The organism is Bacillus sp. BR3(2024) (assembly GCF_039134555.1).
Lineage (GTDB): Bacteria > Bacillota > Bacilli > Bacillales > Bacillaceae_G > Bacillus_A > Bacillus_A cereus.
On sequence record NZ_CP152433.1, the window covers coordinates 332,618 to 346,844 of the forward strand.

The window sequence follows — 14,227 nt, forward strand, 5'->3', positions numbered from 1 at the left end:
GGTAAAGCTCATGGAAGAATTAAGTTTTCAAGTCATTATTTTATTAATTGCATTCGGTTTTTTAGCAGCTTTTATTGATTCCGTTGTTGGAGGAGGAGGGTTAATTTCGCTTCCTGCGCTTATGTTTGTTGGCTTATCGCCAGCTTCGGCAATTGCAACGAATAAATTAGCGGCAACAATGGGGACGTTTACGAGTGCGATGTATTTTATTCGATCAGGAAAAGTTGATTTTAAAATTGTAGGAAAGTTAATCCCGTTAACTATTGTTGGAGCTGTTGCAGGTGCTTTAGTAGTAAAATTTATTCCACCGGATATTTTACGCCCATTAGTACTTGTAATGTTGGTATTTATTGCTATTTATATTATTGCAAAAAAGAATTGGGGAAGTGTGTCTACCTATAAGAAGATGACGCAAAGAAAAACATTAATATTTTTCTTTGCTATTTTAATGATAGGATTTTATGATGGATTTTTTGGACCAGGGACAGGATCGTTTTTAATTTTTGCATTTTTATTAATTGGCTTGGATTTTATTCAAGCGGCAGCATCTGGAAAACTTTTGAACTTTGTTAGTAATATTGTATCTTTAATTACTTTTTTATTTTTAGATATAATTCATTTTGAATACGGTATTATCATGGGATTATCAATGATCTTAGGTGCTTATTTTGGATCGAAGTTTGCGGTTCAAAAAGGTGTTGGATATGTAAGGACCTTATTTTTATTAGTTACTATATTATTGATCGGGAAAAATGTTTTGGAATATACTCATATTTTGTAGATTCATACGCATGTATGAATCTCTTTTTTTTATTATATTTTAAAAATTTATTAATTTTTAAAATATAAGTCTAGGAATATTTGAATAAATCTAAATTATCGTGTAGAATAATGTTGTAAAATGTAAACGTTTTTCTAAGGGGAGGCTAAAAAAAATGGTAGTAGCATACAAACATGAGCCATTTACAGATTTTTCAGTGGAGGCTAACAAATTAGCGTTTGAAGAAGGTTTAAAGAAAGTAGAATCTTATCTTGGACAAGACTATCCATTAATTATTGGGGGAGAAAAAATCACTACAGAAGACAAAATTGTTTCTGTAAACCCTGCAAATAAAGAGGAACTTGTTGGTCGTGTTTCAAAAGCAAGCCGTGAGTTAGCTGAAAAAGCAATGCAAGTAGCGGATGAAACATTCCAAACTTGGAGAAAATCAAAGCCAGAAATGCGTGCAGACATTTTATTCCGTGCTGCAGCAATCGTTCGTCGCAGAAAACATGAATTCTCTGCTATTCTTGTAAAAGAAGCAGGTAAGCCATGGAATGAGGCAGACGCTGATACAGCAGAAGCAATCGACTTTATGGAATATTATGGTCGTCAAATGTTAAAATTAAAAGACGGTATTCCAGTAGAAAGCCGTCCAATTGAATATAATCGTTTCTCTTACATTCCATTAGGAGTAGGTGTTATCATTTCTCCTTGGAACTTCCCATTCGCAATTATGGCAGGTATGACAACAGCTGCTTTAGTTTCTGGTAACACAGTATTACTAAAACCAGCTAGTACAACTCCTGTAGTGGCAGCGAAATTTATGGAAGTATTAGAAGAAGCTGGCTTACCAGCTGGCGTAGTAAACTTCGTTCCAGGTAATGGTTCTGAAGTTGGTGACTACTTAGTAGATCATCCTCGTACACGTTTCGTAAGTTTCACGGGATCTCGTGATGTAGGTATCCGCATCTATGAGCGTGCAGCGAAAGTAAACCCAGGACAAATTTGGTTAAAACGCGTTATCGCTGAAATGGGCGGTAAAGATACAATCGTTGTTGATAAAGAAGCAGATCTTGAATTAGCAGCTAAGTCTATCGTTGCATCAGCATTCGGATTCTCAGGACAAAAATGTTCTGCATGTTCTCGTGCAGTAATCCATGAAGATGTATATGATCATGTATTAAATCGTGCTGTTGAATTAACAAAAGAATTAACAGTTGCTAACCCAGCAGTATTAGGTACAAACATGGGTCCTGTTAATGACCAAGCTGCATTCGATAAAGTAATGAGCTATGTTGCAATTGGTAAAGAAGAAGGTAGAATCTTAGCAGGTGGCGAAGGAGACGATTCTAAAGGCTGGTTCATCCAACCAACAATCGTTGCTGACGTTGCAGAAGATGCTCGCTTAATGAAAGAAGAAATCTTCGGACCAGTAGTAGCATTCTGTAAAGCGAAAGACTTCGATCATGCACTTGCAATTGCAAATAATACGGAATACGGTTTAACAGGTGCTGTTATTACTAACAACCGTGACCATATTGAAAAAGCACGCGAAGACTTCCACGTTGGTAACTTATACTTCAACCGTGGATGTACTGGTGCAATCGTAGGTTACCAACCATTCGGTGGCTTTAACATGTCTGGTACAGACTCTAAAGCTGGTGGACCTGATTACTTAGCACTTCACATGCAAGCAAAAACTACTTCTGAAACTTTATAAGAAATAGTAGAGGAGCTCTTCACAGAATGTGAAGAGCTCCTTTTAAAATTGAAATCCTATATATTACCATCGTTCGAAGGGAATGAGCTAAAACCTATTAATAGCGGGATAAACATGTGAACAGAAATAAAATGATGAGAAAAGTTGACTTATTAGTCATATTTTTTAGTATTCATTTTGAGAATTTCCTGTATAATACAATTTGAAAGAAAATCTATGGTTCGACAAGGAACACTCCTTTCGGTTTTGCTCACTGAAAGGAGTGTTTTTTTATGTAGCTAAAAATTCTTGCGTGCTTATTACATTTGCATATACGCCATTTAAACTAGCTAAAATTGTATTGTGAATGTAAACAGCTGGTATAGTAGCGTTCTTAAAAGACAGGTCTTTTGTAGCACAAGCATCATGTATAACGGTACATTGAAAGCCAAAATCGAATGCAGCCCTTACTGTAGCATCGATACACATATGAGTCATCATCCCACATACAACGACATGTTCAATATTTAAACGTTTTAATTGCTCTAGAAGATTAGTTTCTCGGAAGCTATTTGGATAATGTTTGACTATAACTATTTCTTCTCTAAGTGGACGTACGCTTTCGTGAATATGTACACCTTCTGTATTAGGTAGGAAAAAAGTAGCGTCATCTTTTATAGCTACGTGTTGGATATGAAGAATAGGTTCGCTGTTTGTTCTAAAGTGTTGTAATAACTGATTAGCATATTCGCTTGCTTCTACTGGATTACGCAATTCCATCTTTCCATTTGGAAAATAATCGTTTTGAATATCGACGAGTAAAAGAGCTGTTTTCATATATTTATCTTCCTCCGAGTTTCATATTCAAATAAATTTATTCAATTCGTAGAGAGGATTCTCCTGTTTAAAAATATGAGGAAGAAGAATTTTAAATAACCTTGAAAGTTACTATTTTCTCATGAATTTTCATCTGAAAATTTTAATAAAGGAATAATTAATATTTTTCTAAAAAATGTATTGACTCTTATTATTCTGAGTTCTATAATGAGAATTAATTAAACGACAATTAAATCGATACATTCTTATCCAGAGAGGTGGAGGGACTGGCCCTACGATACCTCAGCAACGGGTTTTTTTAATACCGTGCTAACTCCAGCAAGCCATATAAAGGCTTGGAAGATGAGAAGATGTGAATGAGTACATATAAGTGCTCTCCTTCTTATCTTTATGGTTGATAAGAAGGAGAGCACTTTTTATTTTACCTCGAAAGCTCTGCTTCAAGTTTTTACAGCATATAGGAGGGGAAAAAATGATTTCTTTTAACAATGTAAGTAAAGTGTATGAATCAGCTGGGCAATCTGTTCATGCGGTGGAGGATGTAACATTATCAGTTGAGAAAGGCGAAATTTTTGGCATTATTGGTTTTAGTGGCGCTGGAAAGAGTACGTTATTACGCTTAGTAAATATGTTAGAGAGACCGACGGCAGGAACGATTTCAATAGATGATAAAGATATTACATCATTATCGACGAAAGAATTACGTAAACTGAGACAAAGAATCGGAATGATTTTCCAAAGTTTTAATTTATTTAATTCAAGAACAGTATTTGGAAATATTGCTTATCCATTAAAGTTAGCGAAAGTACCAAAGAATGAGATAAAAGAAAGAGTAAATGAACTGCTGAAGTTTGTAGGGTTAGAAGATAAAGCAAACTATTACCCAGAGCAGCTATCAGGTGGACAAAAGCAGCGTGTGGGCATTGCTAGAGCACTTGCGACATCGCCAGATATTCTTATATGTGATGAGGCAACATCAGCCTTAGATCCAGAAACAACGACAGAAATTCTAAACTTATTAAAGAAAGTAAATAGAGAATACAATTTAACAATTCTTCTTATTACACATGAAATGCATGTTGTGAAAGAAATTTGTCACCGTGTAGCTGTAATGGAGAAGGGAAAAGTTATTGAAGAAGGAAAACTGTTTGATGTTTTCACGCAACCAAAAACAAAGACGACTCAAAACTTTGTACGTTCTGTCATTAATGATCATTTACCGGAAAGTGTTCTAGCGAAAATTCAAAATGGTGGTCAAATTTATCGTCTAACATTTACTGGTGAGGAGACAGGACAGCCGGTACTATCATATATCGCAAAAAACTATAACGTCGATGTAAATGTACTGTACGGAAATATTATTGAACTTCAAAATGTGCTATTTGGAAATCTTCTTGTAGAGTTGCAAGGGGAGCAGAGGGAAATTCAAAAAGCATTACAACATCTAAGACTGCAAGTGCAGCTGAAGGAGGTAGAAGCTCATGCGAGTTGATTGGAGTATATTTTGGCCGCGCATACTAGATGCGACGGGGGATACCCTCTTAATGGTAATTGTAACCCTTATATTCGCTACAATTCTTGGTATACCTCTAGGTTTACTTTTATATGTAACGAGAAAAGGAAACTTTTTAGAAAATAAATGGGTCTTTTCTATTCTTAACATCATAATTAATACAATTCGTCCGGTACCATTCATTATCTTTTTAGTAGCCTTAAGTCCACTAACAAGAAGTGTTATCGGAACGACGATTGGAACAGCAGCGGCAATTTTCCCGATGACGTTAGTCGCATCAATTGGTATTGCTAGAATGGTTGAAACAAACCTTGTTTCCGTTCCGAAAGGAGTAATTGAGGCAGCACAAGCAATGGGCGCCTCGCCAATTAGAATCGTTTTTGAAATCCTTGTACCAGAAGCGTTAGCGCCATTAATCTTAGGTGTCACATTTATGACAGTTGGTTTAATTGAATTTTCTGCAGTTGCTGGGCTTGTCGGTGGTGGCGGTCTTGGTGATTTAGCAATGACATATGGTTATCAACGTTTTGATACATCAGTTATGTTCGTAACGGTCGTGTTACTTATTATTCTCGTACAGATAGCTCAAAATTTAGGGAATTACTTTGCGAAAGTCTTGTTACGCAGATCATAAAAAGGAAGAGAGGAAAAGAAAATGAAGAAAATTTTAGCATTTGCATTATCAGCGATTGTAGGAGTCTCAGCATTAAGCGGCTGCTCAAGTGGAGACACGGGTGCAGGAGCGAAAGAAAAAGTAGTTCGCGTCGGTGTAACTGGAACGGATGGAGACGCTTGGGAAATTTTGAAGAAAAAAGCTGAAAAAGAAGGGATTAAGATTAAACTGGTGGAGTTCTCCGATTACACAACGCCAAATAAAGCGTTAGCTGATGGAGATATTGAACTAAACTCATTCCAGCATATTGCGTTCTTAGAGCAATTTAAAAAGGAACATAAGTTAGATATTACAGCTGTTGGTACAACACAAATTGCACCAATGGGTTTATACTCTGAAAAATATAAGAAATCAAATGAAATCCCAGATGGTTCAGAAATTGCAATTCCAAACGATCCAACCAACCAAGCACGTGCATTAAAACTTCTTGATGCAGCTGGATTATTAAAGCTGAAAAAGGATTTTGGTCTATTTGGAGATCCAAGTGGTATTGCTGAAAATCCGAAGAAATTAAAAATTACACCGGTTATCGCACAGCAAACACCTCGTGTGTTAAAAGATGTAGCGGCATCAGTTATTAATAACGGTGTTGCTGGTCAAGCTGGATTAGATCCAGCGAAGGATCCTATTTTCTTAGAAGATCCAAAGAATGAAAATGCGAAGCCTTATATTAATATTTTCGCAGCTCGTACGAAAGATAAAGATGATCCAACACTGAAAAAAGTAATTGAATTATACCATTCAAAAGAAGTAACAGATGCAATTAAGAAAGAAACAAATGATGGTTCAATTTCAGTAGATCTTTCACTTGAGGAGCTTGAAAAAATCGTAAAATAATGATTGGGTTTAATGGACTAACAGAAGGAACCCCTCCGCTGTTAGTTCGTTCAACATATAAACTTAACAAACAAACCCTAATTCTGTACCTTCCAATTTTGTATAACGTAGAATCCAATGTTTGTTAAGTAGAGTAATGGACCAGGAGTTTTCCTGGTCTTTTTTTATGAATGAAAATAGCTAGCGAACAGTAAGGTAATCCAAATTATAATGGGATAAGAAAATAAGCTGAAAAGGAGTGTAATTACGAATTGCTTTTGATGAATTAAGTGTTTTTTGGATAAAAAAAAGAAAATAGAAAAGAGAGTAATGAAAAATGCTGATATTACGCCGGGGTTATAGGAGCGATAAATGAAAAACAAAATAATATGTTGAACAGAGTTAAAGAAGATGGCCCCTTGTATAAAAATAATCCAGCATATAGAAGACAAGAAGTTAAGTTGATATAGAAAGACGATAAGTAATACAAAGATTGTTAATACGGAAATGGCAATGAAAAATTGTTGGCTAGTTATAAGACGGATTGAAAATTGATTAGCAAGATATTGTGGCATTTGGAAAGCTTCTTCAAGGTTATGAATGAAAAATAATAAGGGAATGATCCAGAGTATAGTAGTGGAATGCTTTTTCATCAACTTACATCACTCCAATAAAGTATAGAAAGCCTAAAAAAGGCTCTCTATACAGAGATAGTTATTCAATTATGATATTTTTTAAATTAACTTCATGATGATCTCGTTCTTTCGGATAAGCAGCTAGCTCCTCTTGCAAAATATTTAATATTTGCTTAGCTGATTGCTGGATTGGATTAGGTAGCTCTTCTAATATATGCATCCCGACTTTTACTTTTGTACGAATTACCCTTCGTAGTAGTTCCTCATGCATGCACTACACCTCCAAACCGAATGTTTAGTATATCTTCTTCAAATTTTGCCCCTTGAATAGAAAGGTGTGTTAACGTTTTTGGCAATGTAATATTTCGTTTCACAGAGCCAGCTCGAATAATTAGCTCATCACCTTTTTGATTTAATGAAAGTTCACTTTTGTTTGAGAAGGGAATAGAAAGAATGAAAATATAATCATCGCCATCTTTTCTTACATATTGTGTGCGGCCGTTAAATTTCACTTCAGTAGGACAATGATCAGTTTTAAATAAAGCATCTCCTACACGCTCTAACATAGGTAAACCAACAACTTCTTGTTCAAACATTGGAGCTTCGTAAATAGGAAGTGGATCAAAACTATTTTGAATTAATGTTTTATATTTCTTTTGCGTATCTTTCCATGCTTGAAAATAAGGATCGGTGACGGTGTTAGGGATGACGCGATTAATCATAATGGCATCTACGTTATAATCGTATAAATTTAAATAAGTAAAGCTACGCTGAGCTTCTTTAATGACCATTTTTTCAGGATTTACAACGATGCGGATACTTGTTACTTCTCGGTTTGATAAAATATCTCTCATTTCTCCGAGCTGTTCAAGTGTATTTGTTAATTCGTCCATAATATCATCGGTTGGAAGAGGGACACCAAGGAGTGGTTGAGCTACAGGACGAACGACTTTTAAAACTTTTCTTTTAATAGGAAACAATTTTTCCATCCACCAGCCGAGCATGTCTGGAAAGCTTAGCATTGCTAATGTTTCTCCTGTTGGAGCACAATCAATAATGATAACATCATATGTGTTTTGTTTATAATAATCGAGTACGCGAAGTAAGCTAATTAAATCTTCCATACCAGGAAACATCGTTAATTCTTCTGTTGTAATATCATCGGCTGCTTTGGAAGTGAAGAGTAGTGTAATATATTTCTGTAATTTTCCCCATCCTTTTTCCATCTCATAAATCGTATTAATTTCTTGTGCCCACAAATTTTCACGAATTTCTAATGGCTCAGAAGATAGCTTTATACCAAATGAATCTCCTAAACTATGAGCGGGATCTGTACTCATGACTAAAGTTTTTAATCCTTGTTTTGCGCTTTGAATTGCTGTTGCTGCTGAAATGCTAGTTTTTCCTACGCCGCCTTTACCTGTATACAAAATAATTCTCATCATTCATATCTCCTTTGTTTCGAACATCGAATATTACGAGTGTCGAAGTAAATGATTGAATAAAAACCCAGATAGGGTTTTATTCAATCGGAATGTTTTTCATTTTAGGTGTAGAAACTTTTTCTTCTGTTTTTTGCTGTGACGTAGCAATGTGATTCATAATCTTTTGGAAGATTTGTAGTAAGAATGCTTTTTCTTCTTCTGACAATGCTTCTGTCACTAAGCTAAAGTAGTGGGCTGCATTTTGTTTTACTTCTTGAACGAGCATTACGCCGTTTTCTGTTAACCGAATTAATACAATACGTCGGTCGTTTTCATCACGGTAGCGCTCAATATATCCCTTTTTTACAAGGCGATTTACAACGCCCGTCGTTGTACTCATCGGTATATCAAGAAGGTCAGCAATTTTCGTCATTGTAATATCTGTATTTCGTTCCATCCAAAGTAAACAAAATACTTCTGTTTTAGAAAGTGTTAAATCTAGGCTTACCCATTCTTCAGGATAGAAAAGTTTCTTGGCGTTATCTAGCAGTAAGTCTAAAAAATGTTCATATTGCAACAATTAATTCCACTCCCGTATATTTCGAGGTTCGTAATATTTATTTTTATTTTATGTAGAATAGAAAAAATTGTCAATGATTTTAATTATTTTTTCAGATTAGACAGAAAACTTCCTTTAAAATAGTATTCTTTTATGATAGATTTATAAATATAAAACTAGAATTTACATAAAAATCCATCATGGTAAATATACTTATCTATAATGGGTATACAGCTAACGAGGGGGAGAACGATGAGAAGACGTAATACGCAAGCGTTCACATTTTTAGCATGGACTTCATTTGTTTGTGCGCTTTCAGGTATGCTAATTGGGATTTATACGTTAGATGAAACGCTTAGTGTAAAAGGATACTATTTAATTGGAACATTATTTTTAACGATGTCTTGTTTTGTATTACAAAAAACAATTCGTGATAATGAAGAAGATAACGAGAGATTTCCAAAAAATAAACCGTTAGATAAAGAGTAAATTGTAAAGAAAGGCATTTGCCTTTCTTTTTTTATGTAAAAATGGCGTAAGTACTCTGTGTTGACTTGCTTGAAGTACTGAAAATTTGGTATCATCAATAGTATTGTAGATTGAACGATATATTATGGAGGTGGCCTAGCCGTGTCAAGAATTTCCGTTGAGAATGTAAAGCACGTAGCACATTTAGCACGTCTTGCAATTACTGATCAAGAAGCAGAAAAATTTCAAAAACAACTAGATGCAATTGTTACATTTGCAGAACAGTTAAATGAATTAGATACAACAGATGTAAAACCAACAACTCATGTATTAACTATGAAAAATGTTATGCGTGAAGATGTACCAGAAAAAGGTTTACCAGTTGAAGAAGTATTAAAAAATGCACCGGATCACAAAGATAATCAAATCCGTGTTCCAGCAGTATTAGAATAGAGGAGGGGAATTTCGATGTCATTATTTGATCATTCAGTATCAGAGTTACATAAGAAGTTAAACAACAAAGAAATTTCCGTTACGGATTTAGTAGAAGAATCTTACAAACGTATTGCGGATGTTGAAGATAACGTAAAAGCCTTTCTTACATTAGATGAAGAAAATGCACGCGCAAAAGCGAAAGAATTAGATGCAAAAATCGGCGCTGAAGATAATGGTTTATTATTCGGTATGCCAATTGGTGTAAAAGATAACATTGTAACTAACGGTCTTCGTACAACTTGTGCAAGCAAAATATTAGCAAACTTCGATCCAATTTATGATGCGACAGTTGTGCAAAAGCTAAAAGCTGCTGACACAATTACAATCGGTAAATTAAACATGGACGAGTTCGCAATGGGTTCTTCAAATGAAAACTCAGGATTCTACGCTACGAAAAACCCATGGAACTTAGATTACGTTCCAGGCGGATCTAGTGGTGGTTCTGCAGCAGCTGTAGCAGCAGGAGAAGTACTATTCTCTCTAGGTTCTGATACGGGTGGTTCTATCCGTCAGCCAGCTGCATATTGCGGTGTTGTAGGTTTAAAACCAACTTACGGACGCGTATCTCGTTACGGATTAGTAGCATTCGCATCTTCACTTGACCAAATCGGACCGATTACACGTACAGTAGAAGACAATGCATACTTATTACAAGCTATTTCAGGTATTGACCGAATGGATGCAACTTCTGCAAACGTTGAAGTTGGAAACTATTTAGCTGGTTTAACAGGCGATGTTAAAGGTTTACGCATTGCTGTACCGAAAGAATACTTAGGCGAAGGTGTTGGCGAAGAAGCTCGTGAGTCAGTACTAGCTGCTTTAAAAGTATTAGAAGGTATGGGTGCAACTTGGGAGGAAGTATCTCTTCCACACTCTAAATACGCTCTAGCAACGTATTACTTACTATCTTCTTCTGAAGCATCTGCTAACCTTTCACGCTTTGATGGCGTGCGTTACGGTGTTCGTTCTGATAATGTAAATAACTTATTAGATCTTTACAAAAACACACGTAGTGAAGGTTTCGGTGATGAAGTTAAACGTCGTATTATGCTTGGTACATTTGCTCTTAGCTCTGGTTACTATGATGCATATTACAAAAAAGCACAACAAGTACGTACATTAATTAAGAACGACTTTGAAAATGTATTTGCTAACTATGATGTTATTATTGGACCAACAACACCAACTCCGGCATTTAAAGTGGGAGAAAAAGTTGACGATCCAATGACAATGTATGCAAATGACATTTTAACAATCCCAGTAAACTTAGCGGGTGTTCCAGCGATTTCAGTTCCATGTGGATTTGGTGCTAACAACATGCCACTTGGTCTACAAATCATTGGTAAACACTTCGATGAAGCGACAATTTACCGCGTTGCACATGCGTTTGAGCAAGCAACAGACTATCATACAAAAAAAGCAAGTCTGTAAGGAGGCGAGCATAGATGAATTTAGAAACAATTATTGGTTTAGAGGTTCACGTTGAGTTAAAAACAAATTCGAAAATTTTCTCTGCGAGTCCAACAGAATTCGGAGCGGAGCCAAATACACAAACAAGTGTAATTGACTTAGGATACCCAGGGGTACTTCCTACTTTAAATAAAGAAGCAGTTAACTTTGCGATGAAAGCTGCAATGGCATTAAACTGTGAAATCGCAACGGAAACGAAGTTTGACCGTAAAAACTATTTCTATCCAGATAACCCGAAAGCTTACCAAATCTCTCAATTTGATAAGCCAATTGGTGAAAATGGTTGGATTGAAATCGAAGTAGACGGTAAAAAGAAACGTATCGGTATTACACGTCTTCATTTAGAAGAAGATGCTGGTAAATCAACGCATACAGCTGATGGTTCATTAGTAGACTACAACCGTCAAGGTATGCCTTTAATCGAGATCGTATCTGAGCCAGATATGCGTACGCCAGAAGAAGCATATGCATACTTAGAGAAGTTAAAATCAATCATTCAATACACTGGTGTATCTGATTGTAAGATGGAAGAAGGTTCCTTACGTTGTGATGCGAACATTTCTCTTCGTCCAGTTGGACAAGAGAAGTTCGGTACAAAAGCGGAACTGAAAAACTTAAACTCATTCACTTACGTACAAAAAGGTCTTGAGCACGAGCAAGTGCGCCAAGAAAAAGAACTGTTATCTGGTGGTATCATCCAACAAGAAACACGTCGTTATGATGAAGCAACGAAGAAAACAATCTTAATGCGTGTGAAAGAAGGATCTGACGATTACCGTTACTTCCCGGAGCCAGACTTAGTTGAACTTTACATCGATGATGAGTGGAAAGAAGCAGTTCGAGCTTCTATTCCAGAACTTCCAGATGCACGTAAAGCTCGCTACGTTGCAGAACTAGGCTTACCAGCTTATGATGCACACGTGTTAACATTAACGAAAGAGATGTCTGATTTCTTTGAAGCAACTGTTGCAGACGGTGCTGATGCGAAATTAACATCGAACTGGTTAATGGGTGAAGTACTTGCATACTTAAACAAACAACAAAAAGAATTAAAAGACGTTGCATTAACGCCTGCTGGTTTATCTAAAATGGTTCAATTAATTGAAAAAGGTACAATTTCTTCTAAAATCGCGAAGAAAGTATTTAATGAATTAATTGAAAAAGGTGGAGACCCAGAAGAAATCGTTAAAGCGAAAGGTCTTGTTCAAATTTCTGACGAGGGTACACTTCGTAAAGTTGTAACAGAAATTCTTGATAATAATGAGCAATCTATCGAAGACTTTAAAAACGGTAAAGACCGTGCAATTGGCTTCTTAGTTGGTCAAATTATGAAAGCTACAAAAGGACAAGCAAATCCACCGCTTGTTAACAAAATCTTACTTGAAGAGATTAATAAGCGATAATAGTAGTAACTTTTAAAGATTAAGCAGAAAAACACCCGTACATGGGTGTTTTTCTAGGTTAATCAAACGTTTGTTTAAATGAGACAAAATCGTTTAAACAAACGTTTGATTAACTGTCAAAAGTGGAAAAATGTTTGTATAGCAACTATGGTATGATAGTTGCAAAAAGGTGGGAATAATGATAAATCTAAACATAGAGGTTTTTTTCATCTCATGAAATAATAGATAGTTATTATTCGTTATATGTAAATTTTTATGGAAGAATGGATAGAAATAAAGTGAAACTTTAATCAGTGGGAGGTTCATCCAACACTGATTATTAGCCCTCACCAATCGGGCATTTACTGCCCGCAAATAGCGGGATAAATTTTGGAGTCAAATAAAAAACCATTGAAATGAATATTTACTTTTGATGGACTACACGAATCGGGTTCTTACTGCCTGTTTGAGCGGGATAAAAGAAGGATAGCAAGATGAGAGGAGGTAGGCATGGGAATACTGAATAGAAGTTCAGTATGTTCTTTTTCGATACATAAAGAAATTTCCTGTGCTAATAAAAGATGAAGCGAGCAAGAATTATTTATAATCCTACTTCTGGGCGTGAGCTATTTAAGAAGAGCTTACCAGAAGTATTACAAAAATTAGAACAAGCTGGCTATGAGACATCTTGTCATGCGACAACGGGTCCTGGAGACGCTACTGTGGCGGCGAGGCAAGCTGCGGATCGTAAGTTTGATGTTGTTATTGCGGCTGGTGGCGACGGTACATTAAATGAAGTAGTAAACGGTTTAGTTGGGCATGAATTCCGTCCGAAATTTGGAATTATTCCAGTTGGAACGACAAATGACTTTGCACGTGCAATTGGTGTACCTCGTTCTATTGAAGAGGCAGCAGATATTATTTGCGAAGGTAAAACAGTGCCATTAGACCTTGGTAGAGCGAACGATACATATTTTATTAACATCGCTGGTGGCGGTCGTATTACAGAATTAACATACGAAGTACCGAGTAAGTTAAAGACAGTATTAGGGCAGCTTGCTTATTACCTAAAAGGTATCGAGATGTTACCATCATTGCATCCGACATATGTTGAAATTGAGTATGATGGAAAGTTACTACAAGAAGAAATTACGATGTTTTTAATTACGAATACTCGTTCAGTAGGTGGATTTGAAAAGGTAGCACCGTATGCATCTATTAACGATGGGTTATTTGACCTATTAGTATTGAAAAAAGGTTCTATCGCTGATTTAATTAAAGCAGCAACACAAGCACAACGTGGTGAACATATTAATAATCCAAAAGTGTTATATACACAAGCGAACCGAATTAAAGTACATTCACCAGATAAACTAATGATTAATTTAGATGGTGAGTATGGTGGAGATGCACCGATGGAATTCGAAAATATATATCATTGTTTAGAACTATTTGTTCCTGAACATCAAGAGGATGCCCTGTAAAGGCATCCT

General features: G+C 35.9%; 15 protein-coding genes and 1 riboswitch. Of the genes, 10 read left to right on the plus strand and 5 right to left on the minus strand.

Annotated features, from left to right (window positions below):
• Positions 1 to 10: 10 nt before the first annotated feature.
• Both V7S45_RS01815 and pruA read left to right on the plus strand, forming a co-directional pair.
• Complete coding sequence (locus V7S45_RS01815) at positions 11 to 781, plus strand: TSUP family transporter (RefSeq protein WP_000391974.1); 771 nt, start codon at positions 11 to 13, stop codon at positions 779 to 781.
• 154 nt (positions 782 to 935) lie between these two features.
• Positions 936 to 2,483, plus strand: a complete 1,548-nt coding sequence (gene pruA, locus V7S45_RS01820) for an L-glutamate gamma-semialdehyde dehydrogenase (RefSeq protein ID WP_000259555.1) — start codon at positions 936 to 938, stop codon at positions 2,481 to 2,483.
• Positions 2,484 to 2,753: 270 nt separating this feature from the next.
• On the opposite strand, the gene V7S45_RS01825 is transcribed toward pruA, so the two are convergent.
• Positions 2,754 to 3,299, minus strand: a complete 546-nt coding sequence (locus V7S45_RS01825) for a cysteine hydrolase family protein (RefSeq protein ID WP_342761634.1) — start codon at positions 3,297 to 3,299, stop codon at positions 2,754 to 2,756.
• Between the two features lie 242 nt (positions 3,300 to 3,541).
• Positions 3,542 to 3,648: riboswitch (SAM riboswitch) on the plus strand.
• Positions 3,649 to 3,771: 123 nt separating this feature from the next.
• On the opposite strand from V7S45_RS01825, the gene V7S45_RS01830 reads away from it, so the two are divergent.
• The 3 genes from V7S45_RS01830 to V7S45_RS01840 are packed head-to-tail and all read left to right on the plus strand — an operon-like array spanning position 3,772 to position 6,322.
• Entirely contained in the window at positions 3,772 to 4,791 is a 1,020-nt protein-coding gene (locus tag V7S45_RS01830; protein WP_000622969.1) for a methionine ABC transporter ATP-binding protein, read from the plus strand.
• Positions 4,781 to 5,446, plus strand: coding sequence for a methionine ABC transporter permease (locus V7S45_RS01835; protein ID WP_001261865.1), 666 nt, complete (start codon positions 4,781 to 4,783; stop codon positions 5,444 to 5,446). The genes V7S45_RS01830 and V7S45_RS01835 overlap by 11 nt, the downstream gene beginning before the upstream one ends.
• A 21-nt stretch (positions 5,447 to 5,467) precedes the next feature.
• Positions 5,468 to 6,322, plus strand: a complete 855-nt coding sequence (locus tag V7S45_RS01840; RefSeq protein WP_000721599.1) for a MetQ/NlpA family ABC transporter substrate-binding protein — start codon at positions 5,468 to 5,470, stop codon at positions 6,320 to 6,322.
• A gap of 164 nt (positions 6,323 to 6,486) precedes the next feature.
• Here the strand turns inward: V7S45_RS01840 and V7S45_RS01845 are convergent, their stop codons facing one another.
• From V7S45_RS01845 to V7S45_RS01860, 4 genes are all read right to left on the minus strand, one after another.
• A complete protein-coding gene (locus V7S45_RS01845; RefSeq protein ID WP_002182395.1) occupies positions 6,487 to 6,954 on the minus strand; it encodes an HXXEE domain-containing protein in 468 nt (155 codons plus the stop codon).
• 61 nt (positions 6,955 to 7,015) lie between these two features.
• Positions 7,016 to 7,207 carry a DUF3926 domain-containing protein gene (locus V7S45_RS01850; protein WP_000544106.1) on the minus strand — a complete coding sequence of 64 codons (192 nt, stop codon included), beginning with the start codon at positions 7,205 to 7,207 and terminating at the stop codon, positions 7,016 to 7,018.
• Complete coding sequence (locus V7S45_RS01855) at positions 7,200 to 8,381, minus strand: ArsA family ATPase (protein ID WP_002182396.1); 1,182 nt, start codon at positions 8,379 to 8,381, stop codon at positions 7,200 to 7,202. Before V7S45_RS01855 ends, V7S45_RS01850 begins: the two co-directional genes overlap by 8 nt.
• Before the next feature lie 76 nt (positions 8,382 to 8,457).
• The gene (locus tag V7S45_RS01860; RefSeq protein WP_000942482.1) at positions 8,458 to 8,940 is read right to left on the minus strand and encodes a MarR family transcriptional regulator; all 483 of its coding nucleotides are present in this window, start codon (positions 8,938 to 8,940) and stop codon (positions 8,458 to 8,460) included.
• Between the two features lie 231 nt (positions 8,941 to 9,171).
• Between V7S45_RS01860 and V7S45_RS01865 the strand changes: the two genes are divergently transcribed.
• The 5 genes from V7S45_RS01865 to V7S45_RS01885 all read left to right on the plus strand — a co-directional run bounded on the left by V7S45_RS01865 (position 9,172) and on the right by V7S45_RS01885 (position 14,218).
• Entirely contained in the window at positions 9,172 to 9,408 is a 237-nt protein-coding gene (locus tag V7S45_RS01865) for a YiaA/YiaB family inner membrane protein (protein WP_001254393.1), read from the plus strand.
• A 141-nt stretch (positions 9,409 to 9,549) separates the two neighbouring features.
• Positions 9,550 to 9,840 carry an Asp-tRNA(Asn)/Glu-tRNA(Gln) amidotransferase subunit GatC gene (gatC, locus tag V7S45_RS01870; RefSeq protein WP_000086999.1) on the plus strand — a complete coding sequence of 97 codons (291 nt, stop codon included), beginning with the start codon at positions 9,550 to 9,552 and terminating at the stop codon, positions 9,838 to 9,840.
• 15 nt (positions 9,841 to 9,855) lie between these two features.
• Entirely contained in the window at positions 9,856 to 11,313 is a 1,458-nt protein-coding gene (gatA, locus tag V7S45_RS01875) for an Asp-tRNA(Asn)/Glu-tRNA(Gln) amidotransferase subunit GatA (RefSeq protein WP_000051433.1), read from the plus strand.
• Between the two features lie 14 nt (positions 11,314 to 11,327).
• Complete coding sequence (gene gatB / locus V7S45_RS01880) at positions 11,328 to 12,755, plus strand: Asp-tRNA(Asn)/Glu-tRNA(Gln) amidotransferase subunit GatB (protein ID WP_001047685.1); 1,428 nt, start codon at positions 11,328 to 11,330, stop codon at positions 12,753 to 12,755.
• A 560-nt stretch (positions 12,756 to 13,315) separates the two neighbouring features.
• Positions 13,316 to 14,218, plus strand: a complete 903-nt coding sequence (locus tag V7S45_RS01885) for a diacylglycerol kinase (RefSeq protein ID WP_023901334.1) — start codon at positions 13,316 to 13,318, stop codon at positions 14,216 to 14,218.
• Positions 14,219 to 14,227: the final 9 nt, after the last annotated feature.

What these genes read in the sequence shown, in the direction of transcription:
- V7S45_RS01865 (WP_001254393.1), top strand. Translation starts at nt 9,172, where the DNA reads ATGAGAAGACGTAATACGCAAGCGTTCACATTTTTAGCATGGACTTCA.
- V7S45_RS01830 (WP_000622969.1), top strand. Translation starts at nt 3,772, where the DNA reads ATGATTTCTTTTAACAATGTAAGTAAAGTGTATGAATCAGCTGGGCAA.
- V7S45_RS01885 (WP_023901334.1), top strand. Translation starts at nt 13,316, where the DNA reads ATGAAGCGAGCAAGAATTATTTATAATCCTACTTCTGGGCGTGAGCTA.
- V7S45_RS01835 (WP_001261865.1), top strand. Translation starts at nt 4,781, where the DNA reads ATGCGAGTTGATTGGAGTATATTTTGGCCGCGCATACTAGATGCGACG.
- V7S45_RS01850 (WP_000544106.1), bottom strand. Translation starts at nt 7,207, where the DNA reads ATGCATGAGGAACTACTACGAAGGGTAATTCGTACAAAAGTAAAAGTC.
- V7S45_RS01855 (WP_002182396.1), bottom strand. Translation starts at nt 8,381, where the DNA reads ATGATGAGAATTATTTTGTATACAGGTAAAGGCGGCGTAGGAAAAACT.
- pruA (WP_000259555.1), top strand. Translation starts at nt 936, where the DNA reads ATGGTAGTAGCATACAAACATGAGCCATTTACAGATTTTTCAGTGGAG.
- V7S45_RS01815 (WP_000391974.1), top strand. Translation starts at nt 11, where the DNA reads ATGGAAGAATTAAGTTTTCAAGTCATTATTTTATTAATTGCATTCGGT.
- V7S45_RS01845 (WP_002182395.1), bottom strand. Translation starts at nt 6,954, where the DNA reads ATGAAAAAGCATTCCACTACTATACTCTGGATCATTCCCTTATTATTT.
- gatA (WP_000051433.1), top strand. Translation starts at nt 9,856, where the DNA reads ATGTCATTATTTGATCATTCAGTATCAGAGTTACATAAGAAGTTAAAC.
- V7S45_RS01840 (WP_000721599.1), top strand. Translation starts at nt 5,468, where the DNA reads ATGAAGAAAATTTTAGCATTTGCATTATCAGCGATTGTAGGAGTCTCA.
- V7S45_RS01825 (WP_342761634.1), bottom strand. Translation starts at nt 3,299, where the DNA reads ATGAAAACAGCTCTTTTACTCGTCGATATTCAAAACGATTATTTTCCA.
- gatB (WP_001047685.1), top strand. Translation starts at nt 11,328, where the DNA reads ATGAATTTAGAAACAATTATTGGTTTAGAGGTTCACGTTGAGTTAAAA.